Annotated in this window: 19 protein-coding genes, 1 pseudogene and 1 riboswitch; of the genes and pseudogenes, 6 read left to right on the plus strand and 14 right to left on the minus strand. The window is 35.0% G+C overall.

Features of this window, described 5'->3' with window-relative positions:
- Positions 1 to 3: 3 nt before the first annotated feature.
- Together metA and DPQ31_RS26695 are read right to left on the minus strand one after the other, a co-directional pair.
- Positions 4 to 909, minus strand: coding sequence for a homoserine O-acetyltransferase MetA (gene metA / locus DPQ31_RS26690; protein ID WP_001121528.1), 906 nt, complete (start codon positions 907 to 909; stop codon positions 4 to 6).
- Positions 893 to 2,191 (minus strand): bifunctional O-acetylhomoserine aminocarboxypropyltransferase/cysteine synthase, encoded by a 1,299-nt coding sequence (locus DPQ31_RS26695; protein ID WP_098911317.1) that lies wholly within the window; start codon positions 2,189 to 2,191, stop codon positions 893 to 895. Before DPQ31_RS26695 ends, metA begins: the two co-directional genes overlap by 17 nt.
- 92 nt (positions 2,192 to 2,283) lie before the next feature.
- Positions 2,284 to 2,388, minus strand: a riboswitch (SAM riboswitch).
- A gap of 311 nt (positions 2,389 to 2,699) precedes the next feature.
- Here DPQ31_RS26695 and DPQ31_RS26700 point away from each other — a divergent pair.
- A complete protein-coding gene (locus tag DPQ31_RS26700; protein WP_208731242.1) occupies positions 2,700 to 3,929 on the plus strand; it encodes a chloride channel protein in 1,230 nt (409 codons plus the stop codon).
- Positions 3,930 to 3,972: 43 nt separating this feature from the next.
- On the opposite strand, the gene DPQ31_RS26705 is transcribed toward DPQ31_RS26700, so the two are convergent.
- Positions 3,973 to 4,668 (minus strand): YjjG family noncanonical pyrimidine nucleotidase, encoded by a 696-nt coding sequence (locus DPQ31_RS26705; protein WP_208731243.1) that lies wholly within the window; start codon positions 4,666 to 4,668, stop codon positions 3,973 to 3,975.
- 106 nt (positions 4,669 to 4,774) lie between these two features.
- On the opposite strand from DPQ31_RS26705, the gene DPQ31_RS26710 reads away from it, so the two are divergent.
- Positions 4,775 to 5,446 (plus strand): transcriptional regulator YeiL, encoded by a 672-nt coding sequence (locus tag DPQ31_RS26710; protein WP_208731244.1) that lies wholly within the window; start codon positions 4,775 to 4,777, stop codon positions 5,444 to 5,446.
- 59 nt (positions 5,447 to 5,505) lie between these two features.
- Here DPQ31_RS26710 and DPQ31_RS26715 read toward each other — a convergent pair whose 3' ends face one another.
- The 3 genes from DPQ31_RS26715 to DPQ31_RS26725 all read right to left on the minus strand — a co-directional run bounded on the left by DPQ31_RS26715 (position 5,506) and on the right by DPQ31_RS26725 (position 8,563).
- On the minus strand, positions 5,506 to 6,132 hold the full coding sequence (locus tag DPQ31_RS26715; RefSeq protein ID WP_000246726.1) for an FMN-dependent NADH-azoreductase: 627 nt from the start codon (positions 6,130 to 6,132) through the stop codon (positions 5,506 to 5,508).
- Between the two features lie 191 nt (positions 6,133 to 6,323).
- Positions 6,324 to 6,971: a response regulator gene (locus DPQ31_RS26720; protein WP_208731245.1), complete on the minus strand. Its 648-nt coding sequence runs from the start codon at positions 6,969 to 6,971 to the stop codon at positions 6,324 to 6,326.
- 20 nt (positions 6,972 to 6,991) lie between these two features.
- Positions 6,992 to 8,563 (minus strand): GAF domain-containing sensor histidine kinase, encoded by a 1,572-nt coding sequence (locus DPQ31_RS26725; protein ID WP_000488134.1) that lies wholly within the window; start codon positions 8,561 to 8,563, stop codon positions 6,992 to 6,994.
- Positions 8,564 to 8,697: 134 nt separating this feature from the next.
- Between DPQ31_RS26725 and pdxK the strand changes: the two genes are divergently transcribed.
- Positions 8,698 to 9,522, plus strand: coding sequence for a pyridoxine/pyridoxal/pyridoxamine kinase (pdxK, locus tag DPQ31_RS26730; RefSeq protein WP_208731246.1), 825 nt, complete (start codon positions 8,698 to 8,700; stop codon positions 9,520 to 9,522).
- 88 nt (positions 9,523 to 9,610) lie between these two features.
- Here the strand turns inward: pdxK and DPQ31_RS26735 are convergent, their stop codons facing one another.
- From DPQ31_RS26735 to DPQ31_RS26770, 8 genes are all read right to left on the minus strand, one after another.
- Positions 9,611 to 10,669 carry a GGDEF domain-containing protein gene (locus DPQ31_RS26735; RefSeq protein WP_097958169.1) on the minus strand — a complete coding sequence of 353 codons (1,059 nt, stop codon included), beginning with the start codon at positions 10,667 to 10,669 and terminating at the stop codon, positions 9,611 to 9,613.
- 148 nt (positions 10,670 to 10,817) lie between these two features.
- Positions 10,818 to 11,021 (minus strand): YbdD/YjiX family protein, encoded by a 204-nt coding sequence (locus DPQ31_RS26740; protein WP_097958230.1) that lies wholly within the window; start codon positions 11,019 to 11,021, stop codon positions 10,818 to 10,820.
- Positions 11,014 to 13,089: a carbon starvation protein CstA gene (gene cstA, locus DPQ31_RS26745; RefSeq protein WP_000854304.1), complete on the minus strand. Its 2,076-nt coding sequence runs from the start codon at positions 13,087 to 13,089 to the stop codon at positions 11,014 to 11,016. The genes DPQ31_RS26740 and cstA overlap by 8 nt, the downstream gene beginning before the upstream one ends.
- 122 nt (positions 13,090 to 13,211) lie before the next feature.
- A complete protein-coding gene (locus tag DPQ31_RS26750) occupies positions 13,212 to 13,928 on the minus strand; it encodes a LytR/AlgR family response regulator transcription factor (RefSeq protein ID WP_000698261.1) in 717 nt (238 codons plus the stop codon).
- A gap of 141 nt (positions 13,929 to 14,069) precedes the next feature.
- Complete coding sequence (locus DPQ31_RS26755; RefSeq protein ID WP_000521086.1) at positions 14,070 to 15,269, minus strand: MFS transporter; 1,200 nt, start codon at positions 15,267 to 15,269, stop codon at positions 14,070 to 14,072.
- Between the two features lie 151 nt (positions 15,270 to 15,420).
- Positions 15,421 to 16,161, minus strand: coding sequence for a WecB/TagA/CpsF family glycosyltransferase (locus DPQ31_RS26760; RefSeq protein WP_000290755.1), 741 nt, complete (start codon positions 16,159 to 16,161; stop codon positions 15,421 to 15,423).
- 15 nt (positions 16,162 to 16,176) lie between these two features.
- Positions 16,177 to 17,277, minus strand: a complete 1,101-nt coding sequence (locus DPQ31_RS26765) for a glycosyltransferase family 4 protein (RefSeq protein WP_000865928.1) — start codon at positions 17,275 to 17,277, stop codon at positions 16,177 to 16,179.
- Positions 17,278 to 17,354: 77 nt separating this feature from the next.
- Positions 17,355 to 18,773 (minus strand): O-antigen ligase family protein, encoded by a 1,419-nt coding sequence (locus DPQ31_RS26770; RefSeq protein WP_097958167.1) that lies wholly within the window; start codon positions 18,771 to 18,773, stop codon positions 17,355 to 17,357.
- Positions 18,774 to 19,044: 271 nt separating this feature from the next.
- Here DPQ31_RS26770 and DPQ31_RS26775 point away from each other — a divergent pair, with 271 nt between their 5' ends.
- The 3 genes and pseudogenes from DPQ31_RS26775 to DPQ31_RS29885 all read left to right on the plus strand — a co-directional run bounded on the left by DPQ31_RS26775 (position 19,045) and on the right by DPQ31_RS29885 (position 21,108).
- Positions 19,045 to 19,677, plus strand: a complete 633-nt coding sequence (locus DPQ31_RS26775; RefSeq protein WP_000924369.1) for a trimeric intracellular cation channel family protein — start codon at positions 19,045 to 19,047, stop codon at positions 19,675 to 19,677.
- 249 nt (positions 19,678 to 19,926) lie between these two features.
- Positions 19,927 to 20,304, plus strand: a pseudogene (locus DPQ31_RS29880) (protoglobin family protein); the annotation flags it as partial.
- Positions 20,302 to 21,108, plus strand: a complete 807-nt coding sequence (locus tag DPQ31_RS29885; RefSeq protein WP_370512683.1) for a methyl-accepting chemotaxis protein — start codon at positions 20,302 to 20,304, stop codon at positions 21,106 to 21,108. The pseudogene DPQ31_RS29880 and the gene DPQ31_RS29885, both read left to right, overlap by 3 nt.
- Positions 21,109 to 21,114: the final 6 nt, after the last annotated feature.

Genomic DNA, 21,114 nt, shown 5'->3' on the forward strand with positions numbered 1-21,114 from the left:
TTTTTACAATACATAAGGGGTTTCTTGATACACGTAATAATTCAACCAATTAGAGAATAATAAATTCCCATGACTCCTCCACCTAACAAGCGGCTTTTCATCTGGATTATTATGTTTAAAATAATTTTTTGGCACGTCAATATTTAACCCTTTGTCACGATCTCGTTCATATTCTTGTTTTAACGTCTCACAACTATATTCACTATGTCCGAGGGCGAAAACTTGCCTTCCTTCTTGCCCAATAACAAGATGAACACCAGCTTCTTCAGAGTTTGCTAACAACGTTAATTCTTTCACCCCTCTAATATCACTCTCTCGTACTTCTGTATGACGGGAATGCGGGGCAAAAAACAACTCATCAAACCCCTGTAACAGTTTCACATGTTGCTCACAGACTTCATGTTCAAATACGCCGAACATTTTTTCCTTAAGGGGATACTTCGGAACGCCGTAATGATGATACAAACCAGCCTGTGCCCCCCAGCAAATATGAAGCGTGGATGTTACATTCGTTTTTGAATACTCCATAATACGTTTAAGCTCTTCCCAATAATCTACTTCTTCAAAAGAAAGAGTTTCAACTGGTGCTCCTGTAATAATGAGCCCATCAAATTTTTCATTTTCAATATCACGAAACGTTTTATAAAAGCTTGTTAAATGGTCCTGCGCTACATTACGAGACAGATGTGATTCCATATGAAGCAAATGAACATCTAATTGCAACGGTGTATTTCCAATTAATCGAAGTAATTGTGCCTCTGTGTCTTGCTTCGTTGGCATTAAATTTAATATAGCAATTTTCAATGCCCGAATATCTTGTGTTTCTGCTCGTTCCTTCGTCATTACAAAAATATTTTCTTTTTGCAATACTTTACGAGCTGGTAAGTCTTTATCAATTATGATCGGCATGTTGTTTGCCTCCGACTAATGCCGCTTCTAAATCTGCAATAATATCAGAAACATCTTCTATACCAACCGATAAACGAATTAAATCAGATGTAACACCAGCTAAACGCTGATCTTCAGCACTTAATTGTCTATGCGTCGTACTAGCAGGATGTATAACACAAGTTCTTGCATCAGCTACATGCGTTACGAGAGTCGCTAGTTTTACATTTGCAATAAATTCTTTTGCTGCTTCTAATCCACCTTTAATACCGAAAGTTAAAACTCCACTAGCACCTTTTTTCAAATACTTTTGTGCTAACGAGTAATTTTCATTACTATCTAACCCCGGATAATTCACCCATTCAATACGTTCATGGTTAGCAAGCCACTTGGCAACTGCGAGAGCATTTTCGCTATGACGCTCCATTCGTAAATGCAGTGTTTCTAAGCCAATATTGCTAATATACGCATTGAATGGGCTCATACAATTTCCATAGTCTCTTAACAGCTGAACACGTGCTTTCACAATATAAGCTGCTGCCCCGAAGTTTTGAACATAGCTTACGCCGTGATAACTTGGATCTGGTTCAACAAGCTCAGGATATTTCCCTTTTGTCCAATCAAAATTTCCTCCGTCAATTACAATGCCACCTAAAGAGCTTGCATGCCCATCAATATATTTCGTCGTAGAATGAACAATAATATTTGCTCCATGTTCGAACGCTTGGCATAAATAAGGAGTCGCTAATGTGTTATCAACGATAAAAGGTACTTCCAGCTCCTTGGCTGCATCTGAAAATTCTTTGAAATTTAAAACGTTCATTGCTGGATTTCCTAACGATTCTGCATAGATGAGTTTCGTCTTATCATTAGCAAGTGCCACAATTTCATCTGCTGATAAATTTGGATTAAAGAACGTAACATCAATGCCAAGCTTACGTAAACTTACTCCAAATAAATTAAACGTCCCCCCGTAAACTGTTGAAGAACAAAGAAGATGATCTCCACTACTACAAATATTTAAAACTGCTAGCATAATGGCTGCCTGCCCAGAAGCTGTTGCAACCGCTCCTACACCGCCTTCTAAATCTGATAACTTCTGCTCGAATGCAGCTAGAGTAGGATTGCCAATACGCGTATATATATATCCTTCTGCCTCTAAATTAAATAGTGCTGCTAAATCATCCGACGTATCGTACTTATACGTTGTACTTTGATAAAGCGGCAAAACACGTGGTTCACCATTCTTTGGTGTATAGCCACCTTGCACACAAATCGTTCCTTTTCCCCATGATTCTCCCATCTCTCATTCTCCTTTCTTTTATACAAAATAAAAAACTGCCCCTTTCCTGAAAATAAGAAAGGAGCAGTTTGAAAACACGCTCTAAAGGCTCTTTCTTATCTCTCAGGATTATCACCTGCAGGATTTGGCACAATTCCGTTATACGGCTGTTGCCAAGGTTTCATCGGGCCTGTCCCTCCACCTTTTCTTGATAAGACTATGCAATTACCGTTGATTTTATAGCAATAATTTCCTAATGTCAATTGATTTTTCCGAATGTTCTAAAATAAATGTTAACAGTTTTATAGAAAGCAACAAAAGAAATATATTCCATTCTATTTCAAAAAAGACCTTTAAAAAACTCAAATCAATCTATAAAATTAAATAAGTAACTTAAACTATAAATTCAAAAAATCGCCCTACATGTTGAATAAGCAATCCTCTCAAAAAGATACTATACATATTCAATCCATTTCACACTAACATCTGCAACCTTTTCCTACTAAGACTTGCATAACGGAGGTATAACATGACAAATACAAAAGACATGAATTATATAATCGTCTTATATGGCATTCTTCTAGGATCCATAGTAGGCGCTACAGTCTGGCTATTTTTAGTTACGATAAATATCGGAATCCATTTTATTTGGGGTTATTTACCTAGCGTTTTCTCTTCCCCCCCTTATTACACCCTTTGCGTAACCACAATCGGCGGGATTCTTGTTGGTTTATCACAAAAATACTTTGGTACATATCCACGTCTTATGCCAGAGGTTATGGATGAATATAAAAAAACAGGTAGGATTGAATACCGTTTTGTCCATCAAGCTACTTTAACTGCGATTATTGTCTTAATATTTGGGGCTAGTCTCGGTCCAGAAGCCGCACTTGTTGGAATTATTGGCGGACTTTGCACATGGGTTGGTGATCGCTTTAAATTTGCTTTAAAGGGAATGAATGAACTAACAGAGGTTGGAATTGGTGCTACTTTAAGTGTCATTTTTAATGCACCATTATTCGGTTACTTGGCCCCAAATGAAAATGAGAGTGAGCAAATTAACGAATTTTCTAAAGGAAAAAAAGCAATTGTATACTTAACTACTACTTTTGCAGGTTTTTCTGTTTATTTACTACTGAGTAAACTCGATAATCGAGGATCCTTTATTGTTGATTTTGGAGAAGGTTCACTTTCTTTCAATGAATGGATCGCATTTCTCCCGCTTGCTAGTATTGGTGCTATAATTGGTTTCTTTTATTTCAAATTAGAATTCATATTAGAGAAGTTAATTCATCCTTTTACAAAGTACAAAATTACACTTGGAATTATCGGTGGTATTTTATTAGGAATTGTAGGCACTTTTCTTCCGTACACATTATTTTCAGGGGAACATCAATTAAAAGAATTAGTTGTTGAATGGGGGCATTTATCCTTTTGGATACTACTTCTTTCAGGAGTTTTAAAGCTATGCATTACTGCCGTTTGTTTAAATACGGGGTGGCGTGGTGGACATATTTTCCCAATTATATTTTCAGGGTCAAGTATTGGATACGCTATAGCTTCTATTCTTCCTATAGATCCAGTAGCATCTGTGGCCATCGTAACGACAGCGATTTCGAGCTATGCGTTACGAAAGCCAATAGCTATAACTTTGCTATTACTTATGTTTTTCCCGCTTAATTTACTATTACCAATGCTCGGGGCAGCAGCGATTGGTAATGCATTTCCGCTTCCTAAACGGAACGAAACTACAAATTAATAAAAGTAGGCAGTAGGGACAAAAATTCCACTGCCTATTTTTGTTACACATGCCGCTTCAATAGAGCGTATAAATCTTCAAAACTATGCACTTCATATGTTGGCACAATCTCGCTATCATTTAATTTCTTTTCTGGATTAAACCAACAAGTATCAATTCCCGCTACATATCCACCTTCAATATCGGCGCTTAATGAATCCCCAATAATAAGCCCTTCCTCAGAAGCAAAGTTAGGAATCCGTTCAAAAACATAATCAAAATACTCTTTCATCGGCTTTTGAAAACCTGTATCTTCAGAAACAAAAATACCTTTAAACAATGAATGTAACCCTGCATTACGTAAACGTTTATCTTGCGTCTTAGAAATGCCGTTTGTCACTATATATAAATCATACTCATTTTGAATTTGATTTATAAATTCAAATGCACCTTGTATGAGTTGATTTCCTTCTTCTAAGTAGCTACGGTAATTATTTTCGAATAATATCCCATCTACTTCTTTCCCGTACTCTTTGAATAAAATGGAAAAACGTGTATTTACAACTTCATCGCGGTTGATTTCGCCTTTTTCAAAAACATCCCAAAGACCTTTATTAACTTTTTTATAACGCGCTTCAACCTCACTAGTTAGAGGAATCCCTTTCTCCTCAAAAAGCATACGTAATGCCACTTTCTCCGTCTTCTGGAAATCTAACAGTGTATCATCTACATCAAACAACAATGTTTTATATTTTTTCATAAACCCCTCACACTCTCTTTTCTACAAAAACAAATTTAAGTAAATCGTATCATTCTTTCTTGTAAAAATAATAGGAGATATCTCATACTAAATATGAGGTGAAAATATGAAAGTCAGCAAAAACAACGAAGAAATTTCTCATTACATGCAAACTTACAATCTCCACACTCTTTTTTCTTTTGATGTCTTACCGTATGCTGAGCTACATTCCTTTCAAAAGAAAGAAAAGATATGTACTGAAGGGGTTGATTTCCCTTATCTTTATTATTTAATTTCTGGGAAAGCAAAAATATATATGAGTCACAAAAACGGAAAGGTTTCATTAATTAACTTTATTCAAGCACCTTCGTTCATTGGAGAATTAGGATTAATTGGTGTAGAATCCTTTACTAAAGCAGTTGAGGTAATCGATAATTGTATTTGCTTAGCACTTCCTCTTAAAGATTGTCAGCATCTTTTATTGCAAGATGCTACCTTTTTACAGAAACTATGCAAATTCATTGGCGAAAAAACAATTGCCCGAACAGAAAGTTATGCAAAAAACAATAGTTATCCGTTCGAAAATCGATTAGCGGCTTTTATTCTATTAACAGAACAAAATAATTGCTATACCGAAAAACATACCGAAGCCTCAGAATACTTAAACGTCAGTTATCGTCACCTTTTATACGTATTAAACCAGTTTTGCCAGCAAAATTATTTAAAAAAAGAAGGCCGAACATATTATATACAAGATCGAAGTCAATTAGAAAAACTTGCTGATGAGTTAAAAATATAAAGAAACAGCATTAACGTTTATGTTAATGCTGTTTCTTTGAGTGGCGATTATAATTTCAATTAAAATTTGCTTGCTACTTTAGCTGCTTCTTCAAGGCCCGCAGTAATGATTTCTTCTGCTTTATCTGGGAATTGGTTATGTCCTTCAATAACCACTGTTTCCATGTTTGTTGCACCGAAGAAGCCCATCATACTTGCTACATATTTAACAGCCATTTCTACTTCAGCCGCTGGACCTTCAGAATATACGCCACCGCGTGCGTTTAATAATGCAATTTTTTTATCTCCAATAAGTCCAACTGGACCTTCTGGTGTATATTTAAACGTTTTACCAGCACGGTTTAAATAATCAATATACGTGTGCAATACTGCTGGAATCGTTAAGTTCCATAATGGGAAACCGAAAACAACTTTATCAGCTTCTAAAAATTGATTTAAGTACTTATCAGCAACTGCTACTGCCTTTGCTTCCTCTTCCGTTAAATCAAATCCTTTACCTGCTTTGAATGTACCATTAATCATGTCTACGCCTACATATGGTAATTCTTCTTTATATAAATCAAGTTCTACTACTGTATCATTTGGATGTGCTTCTTTATAGTTTGCTAAAAATGCCTCATATAATTTCACACTAACTGCTTGTTCCGCTGGACGATTATTTGCTTTTACGAATAAAACTGTTGCCATTATTTCTTCCTCCTAATACTCACTCTTACGTTGTTATATGTTTTTAAAAAAGGTATCCCTTGTAATTGTTGTTTTGTTGCTTGCAAACATATTTTATCTTTATATCAAGACAATTTCGTCCTCACATAGACGTATTTTTCCATAAAAAAAGTCCACCTCCTAAAGGCGAACTAGGTCTTACGACTTTCGTCTTATACAATCCCATTTTTCACTGCATATAATGCTGCCTGCGTGCGATCAGATAAGTTTAATTTACTCAAAATACTACTTACATGTGCTTTAACCGTTTTTTCTGTAATAACTAAAACAGAGGCAATTTCTTTATTGCTCATCCCTTTTGCTAATAGTTGTAACACTTCGTTTTCTCTTGCTGTCAATACATCTACATGAACGAAATGTTTCTCTGCCCTCTCTTCTTGAGGCAATGTTTGAGAGATAAGGGCGCTCGCAATATCGGGATGTAATTGAATATTACCTTTATATGCGCTTCTAATAGCTTCAACAAGTTGATCCGGTTCTACATCTTTTAAAATATAACCACTTGCTCCTGCTTTTAATGCCGGTAAAACATGTGCCTGATCAGAAAAGCTAGTTAATACGATTACTTTCACATCTGGATATTCATTTTTTATACAAGCTGTCGCCTCAACGCCATCCATTTCAGGCATATATAAATCCATTAGTACAACATCAGGATTTGTTTCTCCTACTTTCACTAATGCTTCTTTCCCATTATTTGCTTCTCCAACTAACTCTAAATCTTCCTGTGTACTCAAGAAAAATGCTAACCCTTTTAAAACGACTGTATGATCATCAACTAACAATACTTTTATTTTCACAAACTTCCCTCATTTTCACATCATAATGGTACATTTACTTTTACGCTCGTTCGTTTCTTGCTACTTACAACTTTAATTGTTCCACTAACTAATTCTACTCTTTCACGCATCGTAGTCATACCGAGTGATTTTTTCTCTTTTATATCTTTTTCTACAAAGCCATTTCCTTGATCAACTATTTCTAATGATACATTTTTCTCAGTCACTGTAAAATAAACCGTCGCTTCTTTTACACCTGCATGCTTACTTACATTGTTTAACGCTTCTTGTCCAATGCGCCATAATGCCTCTTCTACCACACGAGGTAAGTCACGAACACCGGTAACTTGCTCCCTAATTTTCAATCCTAAGTTTTCACCGTACTGCTTTAGAGCAGGTAATAATCCTTTTTCTAATCCTGCCGGACGAAGCTGCCAAATTAATGTCCTCATTTCTTTTAATGCCCCTTGCGCTAGTTCACGCATGTCATGCAAAGATCGATCCACTTTTTCATTTTGACCTTTTAAAACTGCCTCAGCACCTTTTGTCATAAAGGTTAATGAAAATAATTTCTGTGAAACAGAATCATGTAAATCTCTTGCTAATCGATTTCTTTCTTCCATTCGTACAAGTTCACGACGCTGCTCGTTTAATCTTAAATTCTCTATTATTAGCGAAATATGATTCGATAGCGCTTGGATTACATCTATTGTATTCACATCAAATTCTCCATTATTTAAACTTACACATAAAACACCAAATACATGGCTTTGAATATGTATTGGCGTAGCAATAACAGCTCCATTTAGATGTACATTATGACCAATTTGACGTTTTAAAAGAACCGATTCACCTTTTACTAGCGCCTTCTTTGCCGCTTCTTTTACATCTTCTTGTAACTCTTCCTGACTAAAAGACGCTCGCAAAGATAATTCTTTTTCTTCTCTAATAAAAAACGCCACTTGATTCCATTGAAATACTTCACCTACGTGATTTACAACTTTTTCAGGTAATACATTAAACCTATGAATTGTTTTTAAATCTTGAATAAAACGTTCCAATTTCACATAATAATGTGCTCTTCGTTTTTCATTTTCATATAATTTCGTTCGTTTTAAAGCCGTCCCAATTTGGAAAGCAACGGATTGGAGCAATACTAATTCTTCTTCTGAAAAATGTGTTTTACCTGGACTCGCCACATTTAATAAGCCAAACTTTTCTCCTCCTGCTTTTAAAGGAACTGTAGCATGATGAAGAATTCCTTCTGTATCTCCCCAATTGTATTCAATTGCATTATTAATTCTTTTACATTCAATAATGTTAACAGCTCGTTCTAATTTCCCATCTACAAATCCACGTAAACACCAACATTCACCTTCACACATCGGGCGTTTGTTTTCATATGTCAGCGCCTCTGGTAACTGGTAATCGATCAACTTCGTATACTTCCCATTTTCATCCGCAAGAAAAATCCATCCTGTCGTCAAACCTGTTACACTTAGCAATTTTTCTAGCACCGCTTGCAATACATGATATGTATCATTTGATGTATTTAGTGTTTCTGCAATTTCTTTTAATATAACTAATTCATTTGTACGATTATCTCGAAACATGCTCAATCTCCTACATACAAGATTTTAAATCGCCTCTAAAGTAAATCATCTACTTTTCACTTTGTACTTATTCGTAACATTGATATAATGGTGAAAACATAGTTTTCATTATATCACTTGAGGGGGATTTCATAATGACATTAAATAAAGCACTTACTATCGCTGGTTCTGATACAAGTGGCGGTGCTGGTATACAAGCAGATTTAAAAACATTCCAAGAACTTGGCGTATACGGAATGACATCTCTTACGACGATCGTAACGATGGATCCACATAACGGTTGGACACATAACGTATTCCCAATCCCAGCTTCTACATTAAAACCACAATTAGAAACAACAATTGAAGGTGTTGGCGTAGATGCTTTAAAAACGGGTATGCTTGGATCAGTAGAAATTATTGAAATGGTTGCAGAAACAATTGAAAAGCATAATTTCAAAAACGTAGTAGTTGATCCTGTTATGGTATGTAAAGGCGCAGATGAAGCATTACATCCTGAAACGAATGATTGCTTACGTGACGTTTTAGTTCCAAAAGCATTAGTTGTAACACCAAACTTATTTGAGGCTTACCAATTAAGCGGCGTGAAAATTAATTCTCTTGAGGACATGAAAGAAGCAGCGAAGAAAATCCACGCTTTAGGTGCTAAATACGTCCTAATTAAAGGCGGTAGCAAACTAGGTACAGAAACTGCAATCGACGTCCTATATGACGGAGAAACATTCGATCTTCTAGAATCAGAAAAAATTGATACTACAAACACACACGGTGCTGGTTGTACATATTCTGCTGCAATTACAGCAGAACTTGCAAAAGGAAAATCTGTGAAAGAAGCAGTAAAAACTGCTAAAGAATTTATCACAGCTGCTATTCGTTACTCATTCAAGATTAACGAATACGTAGGACCAACTCATCATGGTGCATATCGTAAATTCGTTGCACCGAAAGAGCTTGTCTAGCGTATAAATAAAAACACCCGCAGAGCTAATACGTTGCCTCTGTGGGTGTTTTTTTAAATAAATTTTACATCTTCTGGTCATCTTACCTTTAAGATGCAGAATTGACCTGATTTCTACCATTTCTTTTTGAATAATATAACGCGTCATCAGCCGCTTGAATAAGCTGTTCCTGTGATCCTTTATACTCTGAAATCCCTACCGACACTGTGATTTTTATTTTCGTTCCATCTAACAATTGAAATGAATGTTTTTCAACAGCTATACGGATTTGTTCCCCAAGACGAATACCATAAGTTAGTCCCCTCTGCGGTATCAAAAGTGCAAATTCCTCTCCACCCTTTCGAAAAACCAAATCTGGAAATGTTGAAATTCCTCTTAAAATACACCCTATTTGTTTTAACACTTCGTCTCCTGCAGGATGCCCATACGTATCATTTACATACTTAAAGTGATCAATATCTATAAGTAATAAACAAAGTGAACCACTTTTCATATGCTTATTACCGATGTAACGATTCATCTCTAAATCAAAATGTCTTACGTTTCCAAGTCCTGTTAAAGCATCTATCGTTGCATACTGTTTCATCGTTTGGAATAATTGATTAGATTGCAATACATATTTTGCACTAAAAAACGTGATATAGCCTGTAAGAATACTAGAAAATAAATATAACCCCACAATGTAGGTATCTTTAATTAACCATATATATAGCGCCGGGATTAGAATAGATAAAATATACGTATGTAACCATACCCACTTTTCTCCTAAAGAAAGCTTCATGCGTGAAATAAAGATACTACCTATCCCTATCGCAATAATTGTATAAATAGCCACTTGAGAAGCTAAAGAATAATCCATAAATAATAGCCTAGTTACTAAAATCATACCAACTGTTATAGTACTCGCTATTGGCCCTCCAATTATAACAGCTAGAATGACAGCTAAGTAGCGTAAATCCAATAGAATAGTACCAATACGAACACCGAAATACATTAGTAATATACCTAATATTCCAGTAAAAATACCTACTACGCATTTCTGCCAAAAAGAGAATCCTTCTTTTAACGGACTATCTCTTAAAAGCTGACCTCCAATAAAGATAAAGGAAAGAATGATTGTTGTGTTTACAAATAAATCCCTTAACATAAAATAATCTCCCTACTTTTTCGTCTATCCCTTTCCTTACTTTATTGTATACGAACTCCCTATAATTCCCAAAGCTTTTTATTTATTTTTGCTGTTCCACGTGAAACAGCAAAAAAATAAAAAAGGACGAAGATTCGTCCCTTTTTTATTAACAACAACGTGATATCTTGCCGCCTTTCGCATTAAATCTAGCTTCTTGCGCCTCAGCGAAAAATTGCTTCTGACATACAATCTCTTCTTCTGGATGATGCTTTTTCATATGCTCCACATATGCTTCATAACTTGGTACCCCTACAAGTAAACTAATAAAGTGTTTCCTTTTGCCCCATACTTGCCGTAGTTTTTTAAGCATAATTCCTCGACTCACTTTCATCCCTAGGAATATATGGTGCCTCTTTTAACGGCATCGGCTTATTTCTTAATACTTGAATCCAAATTCGAATTGCAGAAATTAATACGGCGATTACAACTATCATAAAAATCCCACAAAGTGCGGCATCGATATAATCATTAAAAATAATTTGTTTCATTTGAGCGACATTTTTAGCTGGAGCTAACACTTTCCCCTCATCTAATGCTCCCTGAAACACCTTTGCATGAGATAGAAATCCTATTTTTGGATTTTCATGAAATAGCTTTTGATAACCAGCTGTCATTGTTACAATTAACAATCCGACAGTCGGGATAAGTGTCACCCAAACATATACCTTTTTCCCCATTTTGAATAAAATTGTCGTCCCAAGTAATAATGCAATACCTGCTAACATTTGGTTTGCAATACCGAACAACGGCCATAATGTATTAATTCCACCAAGTGGATCTATTACTCCTTGGTATAAGAAATATCCCCAGCCTAATACACATAACGTTGTAGCTATTACATTCGCTAATGTAGAATCTGTTTTCGCAAACGGCTTATATACATGTCCTAAAATATCTTGAATCATAAAGCGACCGACACGCGTTCCTGCATCAATCGTTGTTAAAATAAATAGTGCTTCAAAAAGAATGGCAAAATGATACCAAAATGCCATCATTGCGGTCCCACCTATTACTTGTGAGAAAATATATGCCATACCTATCGCTAACGTTGGTGCGCCACCTGTACGTGATAAAATCGTTTGTTCTCCAACGTTTACAGCAAGATCTTTTAATTCATTTGGTGTAATAGCAAATCCCCATGAAGAAATAACTTGGGCCGCCTGAGATACATCCGTACCGATAAGTGCTGCCGGACTGTTAATTGCAAAATAAGTTCCTGGTGTTAATACACAAGCCGCAATCATAGCCATCGCTGCTACAAACGACTCCATCAACATTGCTCCATAACCGATTGGCTGTGCATGCCCCTCTTGCTCAATCATTTTTGGCGTCGTACCAGATGAAACAAGCGCATGGAATCCAGACACCGCCCCACAGGCAATCGTAATAAATAAGAACGGGAATAAGTTACCTGAGAAAACAGGGCCTGTTCCATCGATAAATTTTGAAACTGCTGGCATTTGTAAATCTGGTGCTACAATTAAAATACCGATTGCCAATCCAACAATTGTCCCTACTTTTAAAAATGTACTTAAATAATCACGCGGTGCCAAAAGCATCCAAACTGGTAATGCCGATGCAATAAATCCATATACGATAAGCATAATAGCAATTGTTTCACCACTAAACGTAAACATACTTGCAAGCGTTGGGTTTTCAGCTACATACTGACCTCCAATAAGAGATAGAATAAGTAGAATAATACCAATTACCGATCCTTCACCAACCCGGCCAGGTCTAATGTAGCGCATGTATACTCCCATTAAAATAGCGATAGGAATCGTTGCCGCTATCGTAAACATTCCCCAAGGGCTTCCGATAAGTGCCTTTACTACAACTAATGCTAATACTGCTAATAAAATAATCATAATGCCTAAAATACCTATCATGGCAATGAGCCCAGTCACAGGGCCTATCTCATCTTTAATCATTTCACCTAACGATTTACCATTACGTCTCATCGAAGCAAATAAAATTACAAAATCTTGTACAGCTCCAGCGACTACTACCCCGACAATAATCCAAATTGTCCCTGGTAAATATCCCATCTGTGCTGCCAAAATAGGTCCTACTAAAGGCCCTGCCCCAGCAATTGCTGCAAAGTGATGCCCGAATAATACCCACTTATTTGTCGGAACATAATCTTTTCCATCATTCAATGTATGGGCTGGCGTTTGCCGATTATTATCTAAATCAAAAACCTTTCTCGCTATAAATCTACTATAAAATCGATAAGCAACTGCATACACACATACTGCAGCTACTAAGAGCCACACAGCATTAATAGTTTCACCTTGTGATAAAGCTATTACACCAAAAGCACCTGCTCCTACTGCCGTAATAACCCCCCAAAGTAAAATCGACTTCAACGTCTTCACATACAATCCCCCCAATACTACTTCTTAGTGGAGATTGTACTAAATTTTCTGAATATTTAAGTTGAATCCTCCTTATCATGAAGGATTTTTAGTTTATCATGTTAAAATACTCTCATTACCTACTATAATTCAATTTTATTTCGAAGGCGCTTTACATAATTACGGCTGACTGGAATCGGTTGCTCATCATACCTGTCTAAATATAAATTATACGTGCCGTTATAATATGGTTTCAGTTCTTGTACATATGACATATTAATTAAATAGCTTTTATGCACACGTAAAAAATCATATACATTTAGTTTATTTTCCAATTCCTGAAGTGTATATGTTGAAATATACTGATTATTTGTTGTATAAATTGAAACCGTCTTATTCTCCTTATTTTTACTCACATATACAATATCTTCTGGGAAAACATATCTAATTCCCTCTTGACCTTCTATCGGTAGTTTTCGCAAATAACTCTTTGCTCTCTCTCCTTGCTCTTTACCCATTCTATATAAAAGAAATTGTAAATCTTCTTCACGAAATGGTCGTAATAAATAATAAAATGCTTGAAAACGAAATGCTGTAATGGATTCTTCTATATCCTCACCCATAAAAATAAATTTCGTATAGCAATTTACTTCTCGTAATAAACTCGCATATTCAAAACCAGTACCATCTATTAATTGCGAACTTAAAAAAACAAAATCTGGTGTATGTTTTTTCATTATTAACAAAGATTCTGTTCCTGTATTTGCTTCAAAACATTCTATATTTCGAATATTCTCAGTAAAGTTCTCAACTAATTTCCTTCGCTCTTCTGCCTCTTCCATGATAAGTAAAATTTTCATTTATCCAACCACCTAATTCCTTTGTCCGTATGTCCTGTTGTATACATTCTCTTTAATAAGAAACAATCCCTTTTTCTTACTATACCATTATTTATCTAAAAAAACAGAAAAAAGGAAACCACCTCGGTTCCCCCTCTCCTTTTACACTAATTCTCGTTGCTTCGTTTCTTGCCCAAGTATAACTACAGCAAGTGCTCCAATTAAAATTGATCCACAGAAGATCGTAAATATTAGCGAAAGTGAAGCTTGTGCAGCAACTAAATAGCCTACTAATAACGGGCCAATAATACCACCAATACGGCCAAATGCGGCCGCCATTCCTGCACCTGTACCACGAATAGCTGTCGGATACTGTTCAGGTGTATAAGCGTATAATGCCCCCCAAGCACCTAAATTAAAGAAGGATAGTAACATGCCTGCCACGATTAAAACTGTTAATGAATCTGCAACTCCAAACAAGTAGGCACTGCACGCTGTACCGATTAAATACGTAACTAAAACAAACTTTCGCCCAAGACGTTCAATAAACCAAGCGGCTGTGAAATACCCTGGAAGTTGAGCTAATGTCATAATAAGTACGTACTGGAAACTTTTTATTAAACTAAATCCTTTTAATACCATTACACTAGGTAACCAAAGGAACATTCCATAATAGGAAAAGACAACACAAAACCATAAAATCCATAACATAATTGTAGCTTTACGATATTCTCCAGACCAAACTGACTTTATATTTTCGATAACAGACGGTCTTTTTTCGACCTTTTCAAATCTCGGAGAATCTGGTAAATTCCATCTTAAATATAAAGCATATAGTGCCGGAACCGCACTCAACACCATCGCAACTTCCCAACCATATTTCGGAATAACGAAATATGAGATAAGAGCTGCAATTAGCCAGCCACCTGCCCAAAAACTTTCTAATAGCACAACTATTTTACCTCGTTCATGTGCTTCAACACTCTCTGATACTAGTGTGGAGGCAACCGGAAGCTCACCGCCAAGCCCCATACCAATTAAAAATCTTAAAACGAGGAACATCGCGAGTGTCGTCGTTAAAGCAGTTAAACCACTACCGATAGAAAATAGTAATAATGTAATAATAAAGACTGATTTTCGGCCTATTTTATCCGATAGTATCCCAAAAAGGAGCGCTCCTACTGCCATACCAATTGAATTAATACTACCTATCCATCCCATTTCTTGCGTACTTAATCCCCAATCTTTTTGGAGTGCCACCATTACAAATGAAAGCATTCCAACATCCATTGCATCAAATAGCCATCCAAGCCCCGCTATGCCAAGTAGCTTTCGCTTCGAAATTTCTTTTACCTTGCCCACAAGAAGTCCTCCTCACACAGGTGTCTTTACACATCATTTTACATGTGTGAATTACATAAGTAAAATACTTTCGTGTAAAAAATTCTCCTTCATCATTCCCAAAATTTAAAATATTTATCAAAAATCAACAAAAAAAAGTAGCGAGATTTCGCTACTTTTTTGAACGCATTACTTCTTTTAAAAATTCCGCTAATACTAACTGACGACGCCAGCGTGTTGGATTACTACATAACCTGTAAAACCACTCTAAATGAATCGCTTGAATCCACTTTGGTGCGCGTTTTACCTCTCCCGCCCATACGTCTAAACTTCCACCTACTCCAACAGCCATTTTCGTTTCTAAACGATGCTTATTGTTTTGGATAAAGTTCTCTTGTCTTGGGAAACCAAGTGCAACAAGTAGTAGATCTGGTTTTGCTTCTTGAATACGAGAAACGATATTCTCTTCTTCTTCTTGCTTAAAATACCCATCTTGCGTACCAACAATAGATACAGCTGAATATGTCTTCTTTAAATGATCCGCTGCAGCTTGTACAACATGTGGTTTTGCTCCTAATAAGAAAACGGATACTGGTTTATTCTCTTCTGATAACTTCGCAAACAAATTACACATTAAATCAAAACCTGCTACACGCTCTTTTACAGGTGTACCAAGCATACCACTTGCTTTTACAACCCCAATACCATCAGGTGTAATTAAATCTGTATTTAATAATGTTTTATGGAACTTTTCATCCTTTTTTGCACACATAACAATTTCAGGATTCGCTGTTACTACCTGAAAGGTATCATTTTGCTCCGATTCTAGTTGTTCCTTTAAATATTGGACTGTTTCATCCATTGTCATTGTAGAGAAAGGAACGCCTAGAATATCAACTGTTTGTACTGCCATAATTAAATATCCTCTCTATTTCAATAAAAGTTTTTTATATGCACTACGAGTATCTTCATACAAATTCTTTAGCGAGAAATGAGTAGATGCGTAATCATATAAACGATTTCCCATCTCTTCTAATTCCCCATTCAACCACTTTTCATAAGCATTTTCTAATGATTTTGCTAACGAATCTGCATCACCAATCGGTACAATCCATCCATATGTATCATCAACTATTAGCTTTCTCATATCCCCCACATTTGTTGCAATAGATGTTAAGCGTTGATTAGCTGCTTCTAATAAAACAAGAGGGAAACTTTCACTATAAGAAGTTAACAAATTAATGTGTGCAGATGCATATAATTCTTTTGAATCTGTACGAAAACCTAGAAAAATCACCTTATCCTCTAAGTTTTTTTGTTTCACCATCGCTTTTAATTCTGCTTCTATAGGTCCATCACCAAGCAAAAGTATCTTTATATTTTGGATTTTAATTTTTTGTAACGCTTCAAATAAAATACTATGTCCTTTAACAGGATGAAGACGAGCTACTTGGATCGCTGTAAATACTCCTTCATCGATACCAAATTCACTCTTATCATAAGCCTTTGCTGGAATATTATCATACTCAATTCCATTATAAATTGTACAAATTTTCTCTTCTGATACCCCAAGCTTTATTATATTTTCCTTAAAGTTTTCCGTAATTGCAAAAAACAAATCTACCTTCTTGAAAGAACGTAAATTTAATTTCGTAAATACCCATCCTTTTAATCCCCCCTTCATAAAATCTAAGGTTGGATCACTATGAACGGTCATTATCCATTTCGCTTTTATACCTTTTTTCAAGAGGGAGAGGTAGAAATTCGCTCGTGCGCCATGTGTATGCACAATGTCAAATTGATTTTCATTAATAAATGATTTTATTTTTGAAAGAATTGATAGGTCGTACCGAGATGACTGAGTAAAAACATGTACTTGAATACCAAGGTTCCTCGCTTCTCTAGCAATCGCCCCTTCTTCAAATACCATTAATTCCACTTCTTTCTGTGGAAACTGAGATAAGAGTGAAATAATATGTGTTTTCCCCCCACCTTCTTCTGCACCAGCATTAATATGCAACACTTTCATTTCTTACATCCTCCATTTTTATTTTTATTTACTATAACAAAAATAAAAGCTAACATATGCTAGCTTTTATTTTTCTATCATTCAATTTCCAAGTCAACTATTAAATATGCCATGAGTAATACTAAGTAAAAACTTACTCCAGGTGCCATTAAAATATGCCCCGCGATAAATGAGATACCTAATCCTAACAGGATTGCTGCAATTACCATTGCGTACCTTACTGTAAATATTTGTTTAAACTTAGTAAATACACATGCGATGAATTTAATACCAAAGTATACGAACGGAACTACCAGTAAAATAAATCCTATAATTCCGAATGAATAGAACCAATCATGAAAATCACGTTCAATTAATTTCGGATCTGCTTTATAGTTACCAGCATAACCCATACCTAATAATTTTTGAGACATTGGGGCTTCCTTATAAAAATCTTTATACATTTGCTCGAATATTTGACGTCCACTAAAAATAATAGCTTGAGTTTCTTCCTTTTTCTCAGCTACTTTTTCTTTCTCTTTTTCTTTCTCTCTTTCTTTTTCTTGTTCCTTTTCTTTCTCTGTCACTGGAGGTTTATGCTCTTTCGCTTCCTCTTTCTTTCTCTCTTCATTTTTCGCACTCTGTTGCTGTTCAATAAATTGGAAATGGAATCCCATGTTTTTCATGAATGGCGAAAAAGGTGTATATGCCATTATGCCTACAAAAACAGTCATTGCAATAAAACCATTTAATAAATAGACATTTTTCTTTCCATCTTTACGCTGTGTATATGCCTGGATAAAGCACATAACAACTGCAATAGCCATTGCCACAAAGATGGCTCCTACACCAACCTTCGTTCCAATTGCAAATAGTGAATAGACAACTAAAACTGAAGGAATCCAATAATATACTTTACCTATACTTTTTGTTTTTTCAATTGAATATAAAATAACAATTGGGCACATGATGGCTAAAATAGATCCTAGCTCGTTACCTGCATAAAACCAACCACGAGACCCCAATTTCAACCACGTATAACTATTGTAATCTGTTCCCGTTGCAATCGAAACTACCATTACTATTCCTATGATTAACGATGCATACGTAATATATTCAAGCATTTTTGAATGTCTTTTTTCTTTTAAAGATTTAAAAACAAACACATAACAAGTAAGCATAACAAACGGATATAAAGCTTTTGCTATAAACTTAACTTCTTCTGTAAACACCATAGGGTTCTTTGTAAATTTATTATTTATTAACCCAATAGTGAAAATAATTCCAACTAGAATTATATACGATATATATTTTATACTCTCTCTCTTCTTTGTTTGAATTAAAATATATATTCCACCTAGAAGCATAACGAATAAACGTGTAATAACTCCAATAGTCGTATCAATTTTTAAAACCATTATACAGAATGCTGTAAGCAAATCTAAAATGGGTTGCAACAAAATAAAGATTAATAGAAAATTTTCAAATTTATTACTTGTACTATTTTCCCTTAACATCTAGAACCTCCATAACTTATACCTAAATTCACTCTATACAATTATTATTATTTTTCTCATCTCAAATATGTATTATAACATATATTTTTTAATTAAACGTCTCACATTTCTATCCAACCTTACCTCATAAAAAAAGTAAATTTGCATTTTCAAACGCTTTCCTTCCTTATTTTTTCTTTTTTTCTACATGTAACGAAAATGCATTGTTATTTACATAACTTTAGTGTATATTTTTTCTCTGGAACATCTTTAGGAGGAAGGGATTACAGCCATGTTATTAATCGACATATTTACGTTTCTTGGCATTATCGCCGCTGCTATTTCTGGTACATTAGTTGGTTTAAAAAAAGATTTAGATTTATTCGGTGTCCTTTGTTTAGCTGTAGCTACTGCGCTCGGCGGCGGTATTATTCGTGATATTATGATCGGTAACCTGCCTCCTGTCGCATTTGTAAAACCTATTTACTTTTTCGTAAGCGTATTATCAGCACTATTTACTTGTATGTTTTTTGAGCGTATCAATAAACTTCAAGTCGTTATTATGCTTTCTGATGCTGTTGGCTTAGGTGTTTTTACAGCCATTGGTGCAAATGCGGCAATGTCACATCATGTTGATGCCTCATTTTTAGTTGTTTCAATGGGAGTCATTACGGGGATTGGAGGCGGTATTTTGCGTGATATATGCGCCCAAGATATCCCTTACGTATTCCGAAAAGAAATTTACGCAATCGCTTCTATATTAGGAGCAATTAGCTTCTTAATCACACATGCAATGGGGGCGCACGTATTAGCTTTCTATGTTTGTTTATTAGTAACATTCATTATTCGTGTCGTCACTGTAATATATAATGTACATTTCCCTGTTTTCTTTAAAACACATGCTAAAATTAATAAAGGTCATTAAGAGAATTCTACATAGAATTCTCTTAATTTATATACTATTCTATACACAAATATAGAGTAATTGAATATAAAAATATATAATTATATTAGAAACAAAAATGAAAACGCTTCACAAACAGGGGGAAGAACGATGCTTGGGGTTTTTAAAAAACATAATCATAAAACAAACACCAGTATAATCGAATTAAGTAAGGCACAACAAATAACCTTTAACGTACCTGCTAATTCCGAATTAAGGATTCAAATGGATATGCTACATATTTCAAAGGAAGATTTACAAATTGTAAAAGTACTACAGCCCTTTATTTATGAGGAAATAGATTGGATTACAGAAAAATTCTATGCCAATATTACAAAACAACCTAATTTAATTACTATTATTGAACGTTACAGCTCTATTCCAAAACTAAAACAAACTTTAAAAACACATATTAAAGAATTATTCAGTGGAGATATGCACGAAGATTTTATTGAACAACGTGTCAGAATTGCCAAAAGACATGTTCAAATTGGCTTACATAGAAAATGGTATACGGCTGCCTATCAAGAATTATTCCGTTCCATCATAAAGATTTTACAAACAAAGATTACAATAATCGATGATTTTTCATATTCTATAAATGTAATAAACAAATTATTCACACTTGAACAAGAGCTTGTTCTTGCAGCTTATGAATCTGAGTATGAACAAATTCAAAAAGAACATGAAAAAGAAAAAGAAATAACGGCTATGACAATTACACATATTGCAAATGAACTAGCAGCTGTATCTGAAAAAACAAGCTCTTCTATTCAAAAATTAACTGCTAAATCCGAAACTATTGTAGAGATTGCCAAAACCGGTACATCATTAGCAACAACATCAGAAGAAAAAGCTAATAAAGGTAAAGAACAATTAAATCAGCAAAACAAACGAATGGGATATATTCAAACAAATATGGAAACTATCATTACAGATACTCATGAACTTCTCAATATTTCTAACAAAATTAACGAAATCATAGATATCGTTAAATCAATTGCAGAGCAAACAAATTTACTAGCACTAAACGCTGCTATTGAATCTGCACGTGCTGGAGAGTTTGGCAAAGGTTTTTCTGTTGTAGCTGGAGAAATCCGAAAATTATCAGAGCAAACGAAAGAATCGATCTCCAACGTTACAAAACTCGTTGAAAAAACAAATGAACAGATTATTCATGTTTCTTCTTCTGTAAAACAAATTAGTTCTCTCGTATCTGAAGGAACTGATAGTATGTACGCGACAGATCAATACTTCCATGAAATCGTAAAAGATATGTCTAATTCGAAAGAACAGAATAAAAAAATTGAAAATGAATTAGAAGCTATTTCGCAAGTAATGAAGGGCATTCAAGACGATTCTTCAAAAATGGCTCTAACAGCTGATAGTCTACAACTAGAACTAAACCGATAAGGCCAA

It is taken from the genome of Bacillus sp. COPE52 (genome assembly GCF_003355115.1).
Lineage (GTDB): Bacteria > Bacillota > Bacilli > Bacillales > Bacillaceae_G > Bacillus_A > Bacillus_A toyonensis.